The sequence below is a fragment of the Enterococcus hulanensis genome, assembly GCF_005405485.1.
Taxonomy (GTDB): domain Bacteria; phylum Bacillota; class Bacilli; order Lactobacillales; family Enterococcaceae; genus Enterococcus_A; species Enterococcus_A hulanensis.
In genome coordinates, this window is the sequence record NZ_BJED01000007.1 from 133,627 (window position 1) to 150,698 (window position 17,072).

Annotated in this window: 15 protein-coding genes, 1 tRNA gene and 1 other annotated feature; of the genes, 7 read left to right on the forward strand and 9 right to left on the reverse strand. The window is 39.4% G+C overall.

Annotated elements, in window-relative coordinates; translation table 11 throughout:
• Positions 1–45: 45 nt before the first annotated feature.
• From pheT to lepB, 6 genes are all read right to left on the reverse strand, one after another.
• Positions 46–2,463 (reverse strand): phenylalanine--tRNA ligase subunit beta, encoded by a 2,418-nt coding sequence (gene pheT / locus FFR60_RS09495; RefSeq protein WP_137663955.1) that lies wholly within the window; start codon positions 2,461–2,463, stop codon positions 46–48.
• A gap of 6 nt (positions 2,464–2,469) precedes the next feature.
• Entirely contained in the window at positions 2,470–3,513 is a 1,044-nt protein-coding gene (pheS, locus tag FFR60_RS09500; protein WP_137663956.1) for a phenylalanine--tRNA ligase subunit alpha, read from the reverse strand.
• A 108-nt stretch (positions 3,514–3,621) separates the two neighbouring features.
• Positions 3,622–3,821 (reverse strand) — a binding site (T-box leader).
• Positions 3,822–3,868: 47 nt separating this feature from the next.
• The gene (locus tag FFR60_RS09505; protein WP_088932494.1) at positions 3,869–4,213 is read right to left on the reverse strand and encodes a winged helix-turn-helix transcriptional regulator; all 345 of its coding nucleotides are present in this window, start codon (positions 4,211–4,213) and stop codon (positions 3,869–3,871) included.
• A 66-nt stretch (positions 4,214–4,279) separates the two neighbouring features.
• Positions 4,280–7,963, reverse strand: coding sequence for a helicase-exonuclease AddAB subunit AddA (gene addA / locus FFR60_RS09510; RefSeq protein WP_137663957.1), 3,684 nt, complete (start codon positions 7,961–7,963; stop codon positions 4,280–4,282).
• Positions 7,953–11,435, reverse strand: coding sequence for a PD-(D/E)XK nuclease family protein (locus FFR60_RS09515; RefSeq protein ID WP_137663958.1), 3,483 nt, complete (start codon positions 11,433–11,435; stop codon positions 7,953–7,955). The genes addA and FFR60_RS09515 overlap by 11 nt, the downstream gene beginning before the upstream one ends.
• 135 nt (positions 11,436–11,570) lie before the next feature.
• Positions 11,571–12,113, reverse strand: coding sequence for a signal peptidase I (gene lepB, locus FFR60_RS09520; RefSeq protein WP_137663959.1), 543 nt, complete (start codon positions 12,111–12,113; stop codon positions 11,571–11,573).
• A 185-nt stretch (positions 12,114–12,298) separates the two neighbouring features.
• Between lepB and FFR60_RS09525 the strand changes: the two genes are divergently transcribed.
• Positions 12,299–12,895: a nitroreductase family protein gene (locus FFR60_RS09525; protein ID WP_088932490.1), complete on the forward strand. Its 597-nt coding sequence runs from the start codon at positions 12,299–12,301 to the stop codon at positions 12,893–12,895.
• Between the two features lie 93 nt (positions 12,896–12,988).
• On the opposite strand, the gene FFR60_RS09530 is transcribed toward FFR60_RS09525, so the two are convergent.
• Entirely contained in the window at positions 12,989–13,483 is a 495-nt protein-coding gene (locus tag FFR60_RS09530) for a hypothetical protein (protein WP_137663960.1), read from the reverse strand.
• A 12-nt stretch (positions 13,484–13,495) separates the two neighbouring features.
• Positions 13,496–13,699 (reverse strand): hypothetical protein, encoded by a 204-nt coding sequence (locus FFR60_RS09535; RefSeq protein ID WP_088932488.1) that lies wholly within the window; start codon positions 13,697–13,699, stop codon positions 13,496–13,498.
• Positions 13,700–13,860: 161 nt separating this feature from the next.
• Here FFR60_RS09535 and FFR60_RS09540 point away from each other — a divergent pair, with 161 nt between their 5' ends.
• The 3 genes from FFR60_RS09540 (at position 13,861) to FFR60_RS09550 (ending at position 14,975) form a co-directional block, all read left to right on the forward strand.
• On the forward strand, positions 13,861–14,388 hold the full coding sequence (locus FFR60_RS09540; RefSeq protein WP_137663961.1) for an HdeD family acid-resistance protein: 528 nt from the start codon (positions 13,861–13,863) through the stop codon (positions 14,386–14,388).
• 60 nt (positions 14,389–14,448) lie between these two features.
• The gene (locus FFR60_RS09545; protein WP_137663962.1) at positions 14,449–14,844 is read left to right on the forward strand and encodes a hypothetical protein; all 396 of its coding nucleotides are present in this window, start codon (positions 14,449–14,451) and stop codon (positions 14,842–14,844) included.
• Positions 14,845–14,902: 58 nt separating this feature from the next.
• Positions 14,903–14,975: transfer RNA gene (locus FFR60_RS09550), tRNA-Gln, on the forward strand.
• 47 nt (positions 14,976–15,022) lie between these two features.
• Here the strand turns inward: FFR60_RS09550 and FFR60_RS09555 are convergent.
• Positions 15,023–15,454, reverse strand: coding sequence for a universal stress protein (locus FFR60_RS09555; protein ID WP_088932486.1), 432 nt, complete (start codon positions 15,452–15,454; stop codon positions 15,023–15,025).
• Positions 15,455–15,737: 283 nt separating this feature from the next.
• On the opposite strand from FFR60_RS09555, the gene FFR60_RS09560 reads away from it, so the two are divergent.
• The 3 genes from FFR60_RS09560 to FFR60_RS09570 all read left to right on the forward strand — a co-directional run bounded on the left by FFR60_RS09560 (position 15,738) and on the right by FFR60_RS09570 (position 17,067).
• Positions 15,738–16,448: an AzlC family ABC transporter permease gene (locus FFR60_RS09560; RefSeq protein ID WP_088932485.1), complete on the forward strand. Its 711-nt coding sequence runs from the start codon at positions 15,738–15,740 to the stop codon at positions 16,446–16,448.
• Positions 16,441–16,761, forward strand: coding sequence for an AzlD domain-containing protein (locus FFR60_RS09565; RefSeq protein WP_137663963.1), 321 nt, complete (start codon positions 16,441–16,443; stop codon positions 16,759–16,761). The genes FFR60_RS09560 and FFR60_RS09565 overlap by 8 nt, the downstream gene beginning before the upstream one ends.
• Before the next feature lie 87 nt (positions 16,762–16,848).
• Positions 16,849–17,067 (forward strand): hypothetical protein, encoded by a 219-nt coding sequence (locus FFR60_RS09570; RefSeq protein WP_088932483.1) that lies wholly within the window; start codon positions 16,849–16,851, stop codon positions 17,065–17,067.
• The last annotated feature ends 5 nt before the right edge of the window (positions 17,068–17,072 follow it).

Genomic DNA, 17,072 nt, shown 5'->3' on the forward strand with positions numbered 1-17,072 from the left:
CAAAACAGCCCTCAAAAAATTTATTTTTGAGGGCTGTTTATTTGCTTAGCGGATAACCGCTTGGATGTTTTCTTCTAACTTCTTAGTAACTTTTGCCATGATGCGATTAATCTCTTCATCAGTCAACGTCGCTTCAGGATTCACGAAGGTTAGATTATACGCCATTGACTTCTTGCCTGCTTCGATATTTTCACCTTGATAAACATCGAAAACTTGCAGTTTAGTCAAGAATCTTCCAGCTGCTGCTGTGATAACTTCGGTAATGTCCGAGTTCGTATGTGCTTCATTAACTAACAGAGCGATATCACGGCTGACAGCAGGATATTTTGAAACAGCTTCAAAGACTAGCGGCGACTGTTCTTTTCCAATCAATGCCTCTAAGTTCATTTCAGCTACATAAGCCGATTTCAATTCATAACTTGCGGCCATCTTCGGATGAACTTGACCAACAAAACCAATCAATTCTTCACCTAGATAAATACCGGCAGTTTGGCCTGGGTGCATTTCAGGCATTTGGATTGCTTGATAGGAGATTTCTTCAGTAAGGCCTAAACCTGCGATCAGCTCCTCAACCATCCCTTTGATAGTGTAATAATCACATGCTTCCGCTTTTCCTGCCCAAGATTTGTCGACGACATTTCCTGTCACAGCGATCGCTACATGATTTTGCTCGATTGGCAGATCTTTTTTAGGATCATTGTCTTGATAAAAAACATGTCCAATTTCATAGAAAGCCACATCATTATTTTTACGAGCTACATTATATGATAAGTCTTCCAGCAATCCGCTGATTAAGTTCAAGCGCATCGTTGATCGTTCTTCACTCATCGGCCAAGCGACACGAGTCACCTTGCTTTCATTTAAAAGAAATTGCTGTGCTTTCGCTTCCGTTGTCAAAGCATAACTGATTGCTTCTGACAAACCAGCGCCTTCTAAAATATTTCGAACTTTTCTTGCCGCTTTCTGCGCTTCGGTTAAGAAGCCTGCGACCGTTTGACCTTCCGGCAATGTTGAAGGTAAATTATTATATCCATAGATTCGAGCGATTTCTTCCATCAAATCCGCTTCGATCGTAATATCCCAACGACGCGGCGGCACGCTGACAGTTGTTACCCCTGCCTTAACTTTTGAGGCAAAACCAAGTGCTTTGAAAATATCATTTACTTGTTCCTGTGACAAATCCGTTCCTAGGAATCGATTGACATTTTCAAGAGTCGTACTTACCTCGACATTGTTTGGCTCAACTTCACTGCCTTTAACAGCGCCTTGTAAAACCTTGCCGCCAGCTAATTCTGCGATCATTGCCGCTGCAACTTCACCAGCTAAACTGATATCGCCTTGATTGATGCCTTTTTCAAAACGCATCGATGACTCGCTGCGCAAGTTGTAACTTTGTGAAGTACGGCGAACCAACGTATGGTCAAACATCGCCATTTCTAAAGCTACAGTAGTTGTTTCATCAGTAATCTCTGAATCTAAACCACCCATAACGCCTGCCAAAGCAACAGGGATCTCGCCATTAGTGATCACGATATTTTCCGGATTCAACGTCCGTTCTACACTATCCAATGTTGTAAATGGTTCATTCTCTTTTGCTCGGCGAACCATGATTTCGTTACTGCCTAATTTGTCATAGTCAAAGGCATGTAAGGGTTGTCCGAACAATAATAGGATATAGTTTGTTACATCCACCACATTGCTGATTGGACGAATGCCTTCATTCATTAAACGATTTTGCAGCCATTGCGGACTTGGACCGATCTTTACGTTTTCGATGATTCGGATTTCATAATGCGGTGCATCATTTTCGTCGGTCACAGAAACTTTGATTTTACCACTGGCTTTTTCATCTGCTTCTTTTAATTCCGCACCAGGGAAATGAACTTCTTTGTTATAAATTGCCGCTACTTCATGGGCAACACCGCGGATGCTCAAGGCGTCAGCGCGATTTGGCGTAATCGATAGATCAATGATCGTATCGTCCATTTCTAAATACGGAAAAACAGGTTCTCCGACGATTGCTTCTTCTGGTAAATAATAAATTCCTTCAGCATATTCTTTAGGAATCACGGAATCACTATAGCCAAGCTCTTGCAATGAGCAGATCATGCCGTTAGAAACTTGACCGCGCATTTTGCCTTTTTTAATTTTTACATTGCCGGCGATCCGAGAACCCGGCAAAGCCACGATTACTTTTACTCCAGCTTTGATGTTTGGTGCTCCGCAGACAATCTGAGATAATTCTTCTTCACCGATATCCACCTGACAAATTGAAAGATGGTCTGAATCAGGATGCGGGATACATTCTTTCACATCGCCAACGACGATTTTTTTCAATCCCTCTTCCGGAGATTCTAATCCTTCAACTTCGATACCCGTTAGTGAAAGGCGATCCGCCAAATTTTTTGGTGTAACGTCCTTAACATCGACGTATTCATTTAACCATTTATATGAAACTAACATTGCTTCTTACTCCCCCTTGAATTGTTCCAAGAAACGAACATCGTTTAAATAGAAATTTCGAATATCATTGACACCATAGCGCAGCATAGCGATCCGGTCTGGTCCTAAGCCGAAAGCAAAACCAGAATATTCTTTTGAATCAATGCCTGACATTTCCAGTACATCAGGATGAACCATGCCGGCACCAAGAATTTCGATCCAACCAGTATGCTTGCAGACATTGCAGCCTTTACCGCCGCATTTGAAACAGCTGACATCAACTTCAACAGATGGTTCAGTAAATGGGAAATAGCTTGGACGCAAACGAATCTTACGGTCTGCACCGAATAATTCCTTCAATAATACTTCCAGCGTTCCCTTCAGATCCCCCATCGTAATTCCTTTGTCCACGACTAAGCCTTCGATTTGATGGAATTGATGACTATGAGTAGCATCGTCGGTATCACGACGGAATACTTTACCAGGTGAAATCATTCGCAAGGCACCTTTAGAAAAATCATGTTTTTCCATTGTTCGTGCTTGGACTGGTGATGTATGGGTACGTAACAATACATCGTCAGAAATATAAAACGTATCTTGCATATCACGAGCAGGATGATCCTTAGGCAGGTTCATTCGTTCAAAATTATAATGATCGGATTCGATCTCTGTTCCTTCAACGATTTGATAGCCCATACCAACAAAAGTATCTTCGATTTCCTCCATGATTTGAGTCAATACATGGCGCGTGCCTTGAGTAACCTGTTTACCCGGCAGTGTTACATCTAAAGTTTCTGCTGCTAATTGCTTTTCTAAAGCTAATTCAGTCAAGGCAGCCTTTCGTTTTTCGACTGCTTGGGTCAATAGATCTCGAATCTCATTAGCAAAGGCACCGACTTTCGGACGTTCTTCTGCTGAAAGATCACGCATTCCTCTTAATACTTCGGTGATTGGTCCTTTTTTTCCTAGCGTTTCTACCCGAATCGTTTCAACGGCAGAAAGCTCATCAGCCGCGTCGATTTTTGCTAGCGTCTGACTTTTTAGTTCTTCTAATTGCTCTTGTAAACTCATTGTTTTCTTCCTTTCCCTATTGCTTTAAAAAGATAGAAACCTCCCAAAGAAGCCCTATCGAATTCTTATGATTTCCTAACGCAGAAATCGCAAAAAGACCTCGTTCCACAAAGGAACGAGGTCTCGCGTTACCATCCTAATTCGCCAACTGAATAAATTGACGCTCTCACTTTTTAACGGCTATGCCGGTCTTTCGACAAGCTCCAGAAGTGAACTTCATCTTTTCTTTTCTTAGTCTGCTTCCAGTCAACGACAGACATTCCCTTTTAAGATCCAAAAAGATTACTCTTTTCCATCAACGCTTTTTAAACTATTCAATTGACTATCCCAATACTACAAGAAATCAAAAAATTTATCAACTACATTCTTCATCCGTGATCCAAGTATGACCCCATTGATGGATCTCGTTCATGACATTTTTCAAAGCTTCGCCTTTATTCGTCAAACAATAATCCATCCGTTTTTGGCTTTCACAGGCAATCACGCGTCCAACAATGCCCTCTGCTTCTAATTCCTTCAGTCGTTCAGTCAAGACTCGGTCACTAACATCTGGAATCATCGCAGCAATATCAACAAATCTTTGAGGTCCGCCTTCTAGCAACACATCAATAATCAAACCATTCCATTTTTTGCCTAAAATCTGAAAACCCTTCTCAAATTTCGGACAAAGCGAAAAGTCCATTACCTCTACTTGTTCCATAATTCTCACCTCGATAGAAAGATTATAGCACATCACTTACCTTTTATAAGTACAACTTGCCTGTAATTAAGGAGTATCTAACAAATTAATGGCCTGGTCTCCTTGTAAAAAGATAAGATATGCGGCTTCAACAGGCTTTTGTTTTGCCTTTTCTAAAGCGTCCTTATATAAATGCAATTGGCCACGATAACGATCGATCAGCATCTTTTCTCTTTCAGGCGTATAGTAATCAGTTTTCAAATCATATAAAAGAATCCTATCGTCAAACTCTAAATATCCGTCAATAATCCCATGAATCAAAATCTCATCCTGATTTTGATAATCACTAAATAATTGATCGGCCGGCAGCAGCATTGCAAACGGCTCTTCCCGATATAAATGCTCGGCATGCTGAATGACAAATTGACCAATATCAGACTCGAGAAACCGCAGGATATTATCCACCGAAATTTTTTCCGCAATCTCTTGAGTCAAGGTTTGTCGAGAAACTAATTCGTCAATCAATGCTTCGATCGTGTCGCGCTGAGGATTCTTCTGCAACGGCAATAACTGCATCACTAAGTGAGTCGCCGTTCCGATTTCAGCAGCGGACAGTTCCTTTTTAGTCCCTAAAAACTTTGGTTCGCCTAAGTCGCTTTCAGTAAAACGATATTGTGTCTGTGCAGGAGTTGGAGTAAGCTCCAATGTTTCTCGGTTATCAGGATCATCATACAGCCGTTTCAGCTCCGATACAGACTGATAACTCGTTGTTTTTGTCGCTTCAGGATAAGGATATTTGAATAGCAATCGTTTTTTCAATGGCTGGATATTGACTGCGCCTTGCGGGATTTCCAATGTTTTGATCTCTGGCAGATATCCCTGCACAGCTTCCGCAATCATTTGCGGATCAATAAAGTCCAGCTTAAAGGCTGCCGGATGCTGCTTCAAAACAGCTGGTCGATTGACAGCATATTCTTTCTGATAACTGTCCATAATTGGATGCCTAAACAAGGTTAAGCCTACCCAGTCAAAGAAACTGTCATTTTGACCACTTCGAAGTCCGGTATCTAACACTAGATTATCATTCAAAGAACCCTTGCTCCAAGTTTTATATGCCGCTTCTTCATCATCATAAGACCCAACTAGGAATAGTTTTTGTTCTGCGCGAGTCAAAGCAACATATAATTTTCGCATCTCTTCTGAAAGCAGTTTATTAAGATTCTTCTGTTTGACTGTTTGGAACAGCAAAGTATCTTTTCTAACTCGGGTGTCCGGTGTCAGTAATTTTACACCAAGTCCTAATCGTTCATCGAAAACATAATTTCTGCGTGTGTCTTGAACATTGAAGCTTTTGCTCATATCCATTAAAAATACTACCGGAAATTCCAGCCCTTTGCTGCCGTGAATCGTCATTACTCGCACAGCGTCTTGAACTTCCTCTGTCGGTGGTTCGCCTAAATCCTTATCCTTTTCCTGCATTTTCTCAATAAAGCGAATAAATTGGTACAGCCCGCGAAAGCTGCTGCGTTCGTAATCTTTAGCACGTTCGATCAATGCCAGCAAATTTGCATGCCGCTGCTGGCCAGCCGGCATCCCTAAAACATAATCCAAATAAGCTGTTTCGTTATAGATTTTGACCAATAGATTCGCTAATGCTTCACGTCGTGCGAACTCGCGCCATTCATGTAGCTGAGACAAAAAGATGGTTAATTTATCCGCGGTAGCATCCTCTTGCGTTTGAACATACGTCTTTACGGCTTGGTAGTACTCTTTTTGCGGTAATGCCAAGCGAACCTGCGCCAGTTCTTCTTCCTGCAACCCGACAATCGGTGAACGCAAGACAGCTGCTAAAGGAATATCTTGATACGGATTATCAATAATCTGCAATAAAGAAATCATCACTCGCAATTCCGTTGATTGGAAATAATTTTGTGTATCATTGATAGATAATGGAATACCCAGTTGTTTGAATACTTCCAGAATCGTTAAATTATTACTTCTTGTTGGTGTCAACAAAACAATATCTTCATATCGAACTGGATGCATCGCTTTTGCTTTCTTATCATAAACCTCAAAGCCTTGATCAATTAGTTGGCGAATCTTGGCAGCGGTCATAAATATCTCGCCCATTGCTTTATCTTCGATCCACTCAGGAACCTCGCCATTTTTTTGATAAATTAACAGCTCTGGTGCAAAGGTGTCTGTTTCAGGAAAAGCGGTGAAGCCGTTGATCAATTCTGCCTGCTTATCATATTCGATCTGCCCCACTGATTGATCCATTAATTGGCTGAAGATCAAATTGGTGAAATCTAACACCTCTTTACGTGAACGGAAGTTTTCAGCTAAAATAATCCGCCGACCAGCTTTTTCCTCAGCGAAATCATGATACTTTTGAATGAACAGTGTCGGATCAGCTAGCCGAAATCCATAGATGGATTGCTTCACATCACCGACCATGAAGAGATTTCCAGGCTCATTTGTACTTAATTGACGAAGGATTGTTTCCTGCAGCTGATTGATATCTTGATACTCATCAACTAGCACCTCAGCAAACCGATGCTGATAATAGCTTTCAGCCGGCTTAGTGCCATCAACATCCGCTTGCAAAATCTGTAAAGTAAAGTGTTCTAAATCATTGAAATCCAGCATACCCTTCTCTCGCTTCTTAGCTGAATATTCTTCGATGAATCGTTTTTCGACTCGAACTAATTCCTCCACAAGCGGCAACGCTTCTTGCAATCGTTCTACTTGCTCTTCAGGTGAAACTGCAAAGTACATTTCCTTGATCTTCGTCAGACCTTGCTTTGCTTGATCACGATAATTTTTGCATTCGACGATGACATCGCCATAGAGTTCTTTGACATCTTTCTTTCTTGGCGAAGGGTAAGCCGGAAATTTTATGTTTTCAAAAAGAGAGAACACATCGTCTAACTTATCTTCCACTAAAAGTTGTTCGATTTGCTGAACTGTGTTTTGTTCGTTCTGAGCCAGTTCAGTGATTTTTTGTAATTCTTCAGTTCCTTGACTAGCATCAATCATCCATTGATAGGTTTGAATGATTTCTTGCAAAGAAGTCAACACCTGTGGTCGTATCAAATTATGATATAGCTTTGAATCAGCTAGATTTTCCACGCGATAATTTTCGACCAGTCCATCGAGCCATTGAAACGGTTCAGGATTCGCTCGAGCAAACTCATACATCGAAAGAATCAAATCTTCTAAGCCGCTGTCGCTGCGATCATTTGAAAAGTTCTCAGTTAAGCGATAAAAAATTTCCTGATTTTCTTCGTAGAAACTTTCCCGAAGCTCATCCCAAACATCCTCTTTTAATAAAATTGTCTCCGTATCATCCGTTAACATACGGTAACTCGTATCCAAGTCAATCAAATAGAAAAAGCGTTGAATCACTTTTGAACAAAACGAATGCAGTGTTGAGATGTTCGCCATCGGCAGCAACGTTAATTGACGGGTAAAATGATTTTTTAAAGCTTGATCGGTTTCCTCATTGATTGCCTCTTGCAATGCCGATTGGATTCGTTCTTTCATTTCACTGGCCGCAGCTTCAGTAAAGGTCACTACTAATAATTGATCAACCGACAGCTTCTGGCGTTTGATCTTTTCAATGACGCGTCGAACAAGCACGGCGGTTTTTCCTGATCCGGCCGAAGCCGATACCAAAAGATTCGTACCTTGATCATGAATCGCCTGCCACTGAGAATCGGTATACATTTCATTTGGTGCTTTTGGAGGGATTGGATAATTATTTGTCATGCAGTTCGTCCTCCATTCGTTTTAATACTTCATCCTTAGAAAGTTTTTCTAAGCGATGGTAATTGTTTTCTTTCAGCATGGCATCAAATTTACAGACACTGCGGAATGGACAATACTGACAGGCAATCCGCTGATTATCTTTATAGGTAGGATTCAATTTGATCTCGCCAGAAACAATTTGGTTACCGGCCTTTTGAATTTTCTCGCGATTGTACTCCCGCAACAGCTCAATCTCAGATAAATCATAGAATTTATCTTTTGATTGCGGCACGATGACCGTTTGTCCGTTTTTATCTTTCTTAATCGGAAATAGTAATGAGTTTTCCTTTTCCTGTAAACTTTGATCCAGTTGATCGTAAAGCTCCGGCTCCTTTGCAAATAAGCCGTCGTATTGATAAGCCTTCAGCATCTCTTTTTCAATATTTTTAGGTTCCTTCAAAACGGGATTATGAACGTGCAAGTAGTAAGCCCCTGCAGGTTTGATCGCTTTTCCGCTGGCTTGACTGAAGTCAGTCACTGCAACGTCCAAATAAGTAATCAATTGCAGAGCAATACCATAATAAGCATCTGCAACATTAAAACTATGAGGGCTCGACTTATAATCAATCACACTTAGCCAATCGCTTTCAGCACTTTGCAATTGATCCAAGCGATCGATTTTTCCGCGAATCGCGACTTCACCGCCGTTGGATAACGGTAAATTGATACCCGGTATCCCCTTTTGTCCGCCAATTGAACCAAAAATGACCTCTGTTTGCTGCGGTTCTAATTTAGTTCTGGCGCCTTGCTGTACTAATCCCCAACTAACCTTTTGAATTGTTCGCGATAATTGATAGCGAATATAGTTCATCCGTGCCGAGCTGGATAAAATTGCAAATTTCAATTCGCCAAATATTTCCTTCAATACTTGGTCTGCTAATTGATTTCGTTCCGCTTCATTCAGTTCGGCTAAACGTATGCCTTGTTCCTTTAATAACCGGAAGAAATGATCCAGCGCTTCATGGTAAAAATCACCAGCCGCTGCCGGTGTCAGTCCATAAACTGTTCGTTCTTTTAAACCAAGTCCGAAATTAGCAAAATACTTGTATTGGCAATTATAAAAGTTTTCGATTCTTGAAACAGAAACATAGAGATTTTTCCCATACAAACGTTCTGCTGTTTCTGGTAATAACTCCCGCGGGACGTTAAGATCTTGCAAACTTTTAAAGACGCGCTGCGCCATTGGAGCTAAGGAGCTGTTTTGAATAAACTTCTGCAGCTCTCGCCACGCTGGCAAAAAGGCTCGATTTTCATCCTGAGCAAAACGGTTTAAAGCAATTAAGTCTGATAAAAGCGTGCGCATCGTTCCTAAGTGATTTTCTGGCTCGCTCATCAATTTTAATGACTCATTTTCTCTGATTGATACTTGTAAACCTTGACTCAATTGTCTTAAAAAGGAAGAGATTTCTAGCTTTTTTTCACCTTCTACGGTTGTCGCAACACTTAAATAAAGCTTTTCGCTAGCAGAAAGAAAAACAGAGTATGCTAAAAATGGTTCGCGATTTACCTTTGAACTATTGCTTTCAGGTAAAAACTTTCCCTCTGGCAGATTCTGATTGAAGACTGACCGTTCTTCTGCTGATAAGAGACCCTTGTCATCGAACCGAGCCGGGAAATCATTATTGTTCAACCCAATCGCAAAAGTTACCTTCATCTGGTCCACCCGAGCCAGTTCTAAATCGTTGACTCGGACTTGATCGATTGCTGTCGGGATTTTTCCGTAGGTCAAATTCATTAAGCCGGCCAAAAAGATTTCTTGGAAAGTCGCCCAATCAAAAGCATCTTCTCCATAAATCAGCACATATTCATCTAAAAGATCAAGCAATGCTTGCCATGTTTGTTCATGATTACGAGCTTTATCCAGATTGCCTTTTTCCACTTCTTGATCACGCCAAAACAGCAGTTGACGTTTCACGCCGCTATTTTCTAGAAAATGATAAAAGACGGTCGCTGCTTCTAGACCGCTGTGAGCTTCTTTTATCTTCTTGAAAAACTCCGGCAAGATTTGTTGGACTGATCGGCGCACTTCATTAGTCGCTGCCTCTAGTTCCTTGGCATCATTGAAAACATCGGCCTCGAAGTCATAATCTACAAACTCCCAGTCCGCTGCTTTGGTCCAGGCGCTGCCACGGAAATTATAAGCTAAACAAACATTTTCTGTTTGATCGATTTTTTCTCTATATTGCTGCTGTTGTGTGAACCATGTATTTGATTCCCAATCAAACGGAGCAAATAGTTCGGTTCGCAGCATCCGAAAGACATCATTAATGCGATAATGATAGTTGTCGATCAAAAATAGTGCTTGTAAAAATTCAACCAACGGATGGGCTGCTATTTCTTGTGTTTCATCTAAATAAAATGGAATGTCCAGTTTATTGAAAATATCCGGCAAAACACTGTTATAAACTTGAGGATTTCGTAATAGAATCTGAATATCCCTATAACGATATCCTTCATCCATTATTAAGTGTCTTATTTCTTCTCCAACTTTGCGGATTTCCTCTGCTACTGTTCCAAATTTGGTAAGGTTGAGCTGGTTGGATTGGGACAAATCGACTCTCTTTTGGTTCGCCCAAAATTCGCCAACTTGATTGAAGACGGTTTGCTTAGGTTGAGCAAATTGATCCGGTCGTACTGGAATCTGTTGAGCATCTGCACTGCGTTTTAACTGAAAGTAAGTTTTACCCGGATCAGCAAACAAGTTCAGCGGATTCGGTTCCTCACTTGGATATGGACGATCTAGTTCTAAAGAGACAAACAATTCTCCACAGGTCATCAATGTATTTAAGACACTTAATTCTCGAGCATTAAATCGAGTAAAACCGCTGACAATAAAAAGACTGTTCGCTAAATTTTTGCTATTTAAGTATTCTTGCAGCAACAATAAAGGGTCTTCATTTGCGACCTGATAAGTCAGTAATGCTTCCTCGTAGGCAGTAAAGACTTTCTGCAGATCCTGCAATTTCAAAACTTGATCCTGATCGTCGCCATTTTCCACTAAATCAGCAACCGTTACATTTCCGATCTGCATTTCTTGATAGAAACCGACTAGTTGTTGAATAAATCCGGTTTTGTTGACCTCACCACGAAAAATCGTCAACTCTTCACGCTGTTCGTGAAGTATTTTTCTTAAAATCATTGCATTGCCGGCTTCTGAAAGAATATTGTCTGGAACCTGTCCGTCTCGCTGCAAGAAGTACCAAGCTAATCGCTGAAAACTGAAAACTTGTGTACGAATCGTACTAAACTCTATGGCCTTCTCAGTCTGTCTCATGGCAGATAAAAGATTAATTTCTTGCTCAAATTTATTGTAATTGGGGACTAAGAAAAACACACGATTCTCTGGATTTTGATTTAACCAAGCTTGCGCCGTCTGAATCATTCGTTCTGTCGCGTCATTCTGTCCAGCACCTAACAAAAATTGTAATGGCATCGTTTCCCCTCATTTCTTCAAATTATGTTACCCGTATATTATAACAGTTCAGTCAAAAAGTCGCATGACGAAAGCTACCTTCTACCTATCAAACGATTGTAAAAATTTTCCATAAAAAATAGACTAGCGATTTTGCTAGTCTACTGTACCAAATCGATTCAATGGCCAAAATACAAACTTCACATCTGCCATGATATCCTTTTCTTGAATCATACCAATAATCCGGCTATCTTTTGAGATGCGACGATTATCACCTAGAACAAATAACTGGCCCTTGGGAACCTTCTCAGTACCAGATAACTCATTCAAATTAAAGTCATAAGTCAATGGCTGGCCATCAGTCAATTCACCTTTAAATTCATCTAAATAAGGTTCATCGTATTTTTTTCCATTAATATAAAGCTCATCATTTTTATATTCCACAGTGTCTCCTGGCAAGCCGATGACTCGTTTAATATAATTCTTTCCCTCATCGTCTGGTGCTGGGAAAGTCACGATGTCGAAGCGCTTGACCTCCGTATTTTTCAAAGCAATGACACGTTCGCCATCGATCAATGTGGGGTCCATTGAATCACCTTTGACCACTACCGGAGTAAAGACAAAATGGCGTAAGCCAATCAAAATCACTGCTAAGATTAAAAACCAAATAATTGATTTTCCTATTTCCTTTATATTCATTTATGAGCCTCCATTTTACTGTTCATGCTTCTAGTTTATCATATTCCTAAACGTTTATTGAAAGGTATTCGTCTTCCCTTTAAAAAAAATTACTTTTCTGCGAGCATATTTCTTTTCTTACTTTTTGTAAGATGTTAAAGTAATCTCTGTAAGCAAGAACAAAACAAGAAAAGGTGGAAATTATTATGTCTCAATTTTTAGACTCATTAAAAGATCGTCGCTCATATTACTCATTAGGACGTGACGTAAAATTAACAGAAGAAGAAATCACTGAATTAATTAAAGATAGTGTGAAAAACAGTCCAACCGCGTTTAACGCACAATCACCTCGGGCAGTCATTCTTTTTGGCGATGCGCACGAAAAATTATGGAACATCGTTGAGGAATCATTAAAACCATTAACTCCAGCAGAAGTTTTCCCAAATACACAAGCTAAGATCGCTGGCTTCCGCAGTGCTTATGGTACTGTATTATTCTTCAAAGAAACTGACACAGTGAAAAACTTGCAAGAACAATTTGCATTATATGCAGACAACTTCCCTGACTGGGCTGAACAATCAAACGGGATTGCAACTGCAAATACTTGGACTGCATTAACAGCTGCTGGTCTTGGTGCAAACTTGCAACATTATAATCCAGTTATTGATGATGCTGTTGCAGAGGAATGGGATATTCCTGCTAACTGGCAATTACGCTCTCAATTAGTCTTCGGTTCTAAAAATGGCGAAGCAAACGAAAAAGAATTTCTAGCTGATGACGAACGTTTCCGCGTTTTCCATTAATCTAGTCATAAATTAAGCGATGTTGCAAAAGCAGCATCGCTTTTTTGTATTTAATCAGCTTTAGACAAAAAATAAGATGACGTTTCCGCCATCTTATTTACCTTCTTTGTCTTCATCATCTTTGGTTAAAATTTCTAAAGTACTGCCCTCGTTGAGATGTGTCGAAAGAAAAACGACAAATTCAGTCAACGAATAATCGAAGATCAAAATAGGTCCACGATGTTCTCTTCGGAAATAGTTCAGTTTAATCAAGCCGTTTTCTTCTTGAAATAAGACTACGCGCTCGATCTCATTCAGCGGAATCCCGCGATTGTCTAAACTAAAAAGAATCAGACTGTCTTCAGTAAAGCCTTTTTTATCCAATAAAAAACTCAGCATAACCAACGCAGCCAAAATCGTCTGGACTCGTCCGTTTAAATCTTGCCAACTAGTAAAACCAATCCATAAAATCAACAATGTTAAAAAAAGATAAAATGGATATTGTTTGCGCCGTTTAAAAACCGGAATAACAATGTCTCTGCGTGCCAATAGTAAAAACACATAAAGAACAATCGTAAAAATTCCCAATAACAATGTGAATATATTCAAAAGAACCGCCTTCTAACTTGGAATGAAATTAGAATATTTTACCACAACCATGTTAGATTTGTCATCTCGCTGCTCTTTGTCAACTTCTTCGCATTGGTTAATGCGTACAACAGCGCAATTCGTCATCTTCGAAATTACTTCGCCTTCTACGCATTCCTCGAAACCAATCGGATGGCAACGATAATTTCTTCCAAGTTCAATTTCTTCTTCATTCATGAGTAAGCCCTCCAGTATCGACATTCATTTGTTCGTCTAGCTTTTGGATCAATGTTATTCGCAATTATACCTAAGTCTGGAATGGTTTACAATCGAAATTTTCACTTCATTAGCAAAAAGACACCAAATCGGGTAAAATTATTTAAGAGGGGTGATATTTTATGTCAAATTTTATTGATTCAATCAAGAAGTACGGCTATTTGAGAAGTGCTTGTTATCTGATTCTGGGAATCGCTATCTTACTTTCGCCAAGAAGTGTTTTTAAAGGGATCGTTTACATCGTCTTCTTTTATTTACTAATTTTTGGTATTTTACAGATCGTTCGCGGCTTGAGAACGAAAAAATATACAGGCAATGTGGGCTTTGAGACTACTAGCGGAATCATGCGAGTCATTGTTGCTTTTGTTGTTCTTTGGTTTTCAAAAGGAATCATCAGTATTTTACCGATGTTCTTAGGTTTCATTATTCTAATTTTTGCAATTGGACAATTTATGCAGAGCTGGACTGCCAGAAGAAATGGTTTTCCCGTCACGGGCCAGATTATCTATAGTGCTCTGATGATCATTGCTGGAGTATTCCTTTTGTTTAATCCATTTAGCAGCTTAATGATCCTCTTCCAGATTTTTGGTTTTCTATTAATTACGATGGCTATTTCAGAGTTTATTAATACTCGACGTTTCAATCAATAAAAAATTGTTTCTATTATAAGAAACATTTATACTGAAGGTATCAAAAAGAGCGAGGTAATTATGAACACAGCCAGTGAACTTTATCATTTCACCAAAAAATACGATATTAACTACAATACGAATGAAAACAAAGGGACTCTATTGTTTAATCGTTTCGTACAAACATTTCCTAAGACCAATTTTTCCTTCGCCTTTATCGGCTTTCATAAGTATGTGAGTTTGAAAAAGCAAGAAGGTCTTACTGCTTATGGAATCTCTGGAAATATGCTGTATGCATTAAGCAAGCAAAAGTCGTACAAGTACAATCTTTATCAATGCAAAGAAATCAGTGGCAAAAAGAAACTAAATGGGATACGCTTAGCTTTGGTTTTTGATGCTGAAATTGTTAATATCAATCTAGGCTTTGCAGACGGCAACTTAGTTTTAGCTGCTTTGAAACAAGCAGGAAAAAAATAAGCAAGCCGATTTAGTTGAAGAATAGAAAAACTAGCGTTATAATTCTTTCTGTTCTTAGTGGGATATGGCCAAACTGGTAAGGCGCCTGACTCTGAATCAGGTAAGTGCAGGTTCGAGCCCTGCTATCCCAATAGAAAAGGCTGCTGCTTCGAATTGAAGCAGCAGCCTTTTTTATTATTTACGATTTTACAACCATCACGTTACAATTCGCATGATTTACTACATACGCTGTCGTTGAGCCAATCAAAGCTTGCTCTACTGCACCTCTGCCGGTTGCGCCAAGCATAATGAGATCGACTTGCTGTTCTAGCGCGTAATCAATAATTTTGCGTTTAGGATTTCCTGAATCGATTTTTGTTTCATAGTCAAATTTACTCACATTTGAATTGGCAATTAACTGTTCTAATTCAATTTCTGCATTATTCAGATGGAATTTTAGTGCATCGTTGATGAATGCTGGATCGCCGATTGAAAATTTATAATCGACAACAGTCAGGATAAAAAGTTTCGCTTCGTTCCGTTCCGCGACATTTAGTGCTTCATTAAATGCATCGGTTGAAGCCGGCGAGCCATCTACGGCAACGAGTATTTTTTTGTAACTTTCTTTCATTGAAAACGCCTCCCTTATATCCATTATAACGCAACTGTCTCTTTCTATAAAATTAAAGCCATCTCTCATTATTAGAAATTATTTCAAGTTATTTACCTAAGAAAAATAATTTTTTTAGTTTTTACCAAAATGTTTTTATGATAAAATAAATTGAGCAACAACTTCCCCGCCAACTGGTATGCTTTTACCGTTGGAATTGTTGCTCTTTTTTATATCTCCTATCCTCTTGTTTTTTTATTAGTTTTAGTCTAATATAATTAGAACAAAATGAGAGGGTGAGTATATGGATAATCGCTTGACACAAACTTCTAGTTTTTCTGATGGTGTCAGAGCCTGCCTGCCTACGATTATGGGGTATTTAGGAATCGGTATTGCAATGGGAATCGTTGGTAAATCTGCCCACCTTGCGATTTGGCAAATATTTTTGATGTCAACAATGGTGTATGCGGGCAGTGCCCAATTCATTTTATGCGGCTTATTGCTTTTGAGTGCACCAATTCTTTCTATTATATTTACAGTTTTTCTTGTTAATTTACGCCATCTCTTGATGAGTCTTTCTGTAGCCCATTATTTCAAAGAGGATTCTTTATTAAACGGAATCGCTATTGGGACATTGCTGACAGACGAATCGTATGGTGTCTTGATGTCGACATTGGCCCAGGAGAAAAAAGTAACTACTAATTGGATGCACGGCTTAAATATCACCGCCTACCTTGTATGGATTCTTTCGACTGTACTTGGTGCTTTACTAGGAAATTTCATTCCTGATCCAACTATATTTGGTTTTGATTTTGCTTTGACGGCGATGTTTCTTGGGTTGTTTCTTTTTCAAGTACAGTTACCCTTGAAAAAACAACGTACCAAAACGGTGAAGATTTTAGCGGTTACGGCAATCAGTTTATTTGTATTGATGCGTTTTACTTCCGCAGAACTTTCGGTTATTTTAGCGACTTTATTAGGTTGTCTGACGGGGGTGCTTAGTAAGGATGAGTAACTATTATTATTTATTGATTCTTTTTGGCTGCGCCGTGGTGACATGGGTCCCTCGCGTATTACCATTTATCTTAACAAAAGCTATCACGTTGCCGCCGACTTTTGAAAAATTTTTGAGTTATTTGCCAATGACGATTTTAACCGCTTTATTGCTGCAAAGTTTGTTGAACTTTCAAACAGGCCGTTTCCCAACAGTGCGTTTTCCAGAGATTTTTGCTTGTATTCCAGCTTTGATCGTCGGCATTCGCACAAACGACCTGATGAAAATCGTTTTAACAGGTGTTCTTGGAATCGCTCTCTTACGGCTGCTTTAAATTACACCTGTTATAGAGCTTATTTCTGGTTTTACTTGCATCGCTGATGTAATATATAACAAAACAATAGAAAAAGGAGTAACTCTCATGAAAAAGATCGCTGGATATTTCTTTCAAAAGCCTTTAGTGTTAGAGGAAAAAAAATCTTTCGAAATCCATCTTCCAACGGACACTTTGTATGATGGGAACGAACCTATTTTGGAATCAGATCAACGGATTCTATCTGAAATAGGAAAAAAGTATGAATGCCCACTAGACAGTCTTCATAGCTTTTTTGTTATTTCAGAAATCTCTGATGTCGGCTAAAAAAA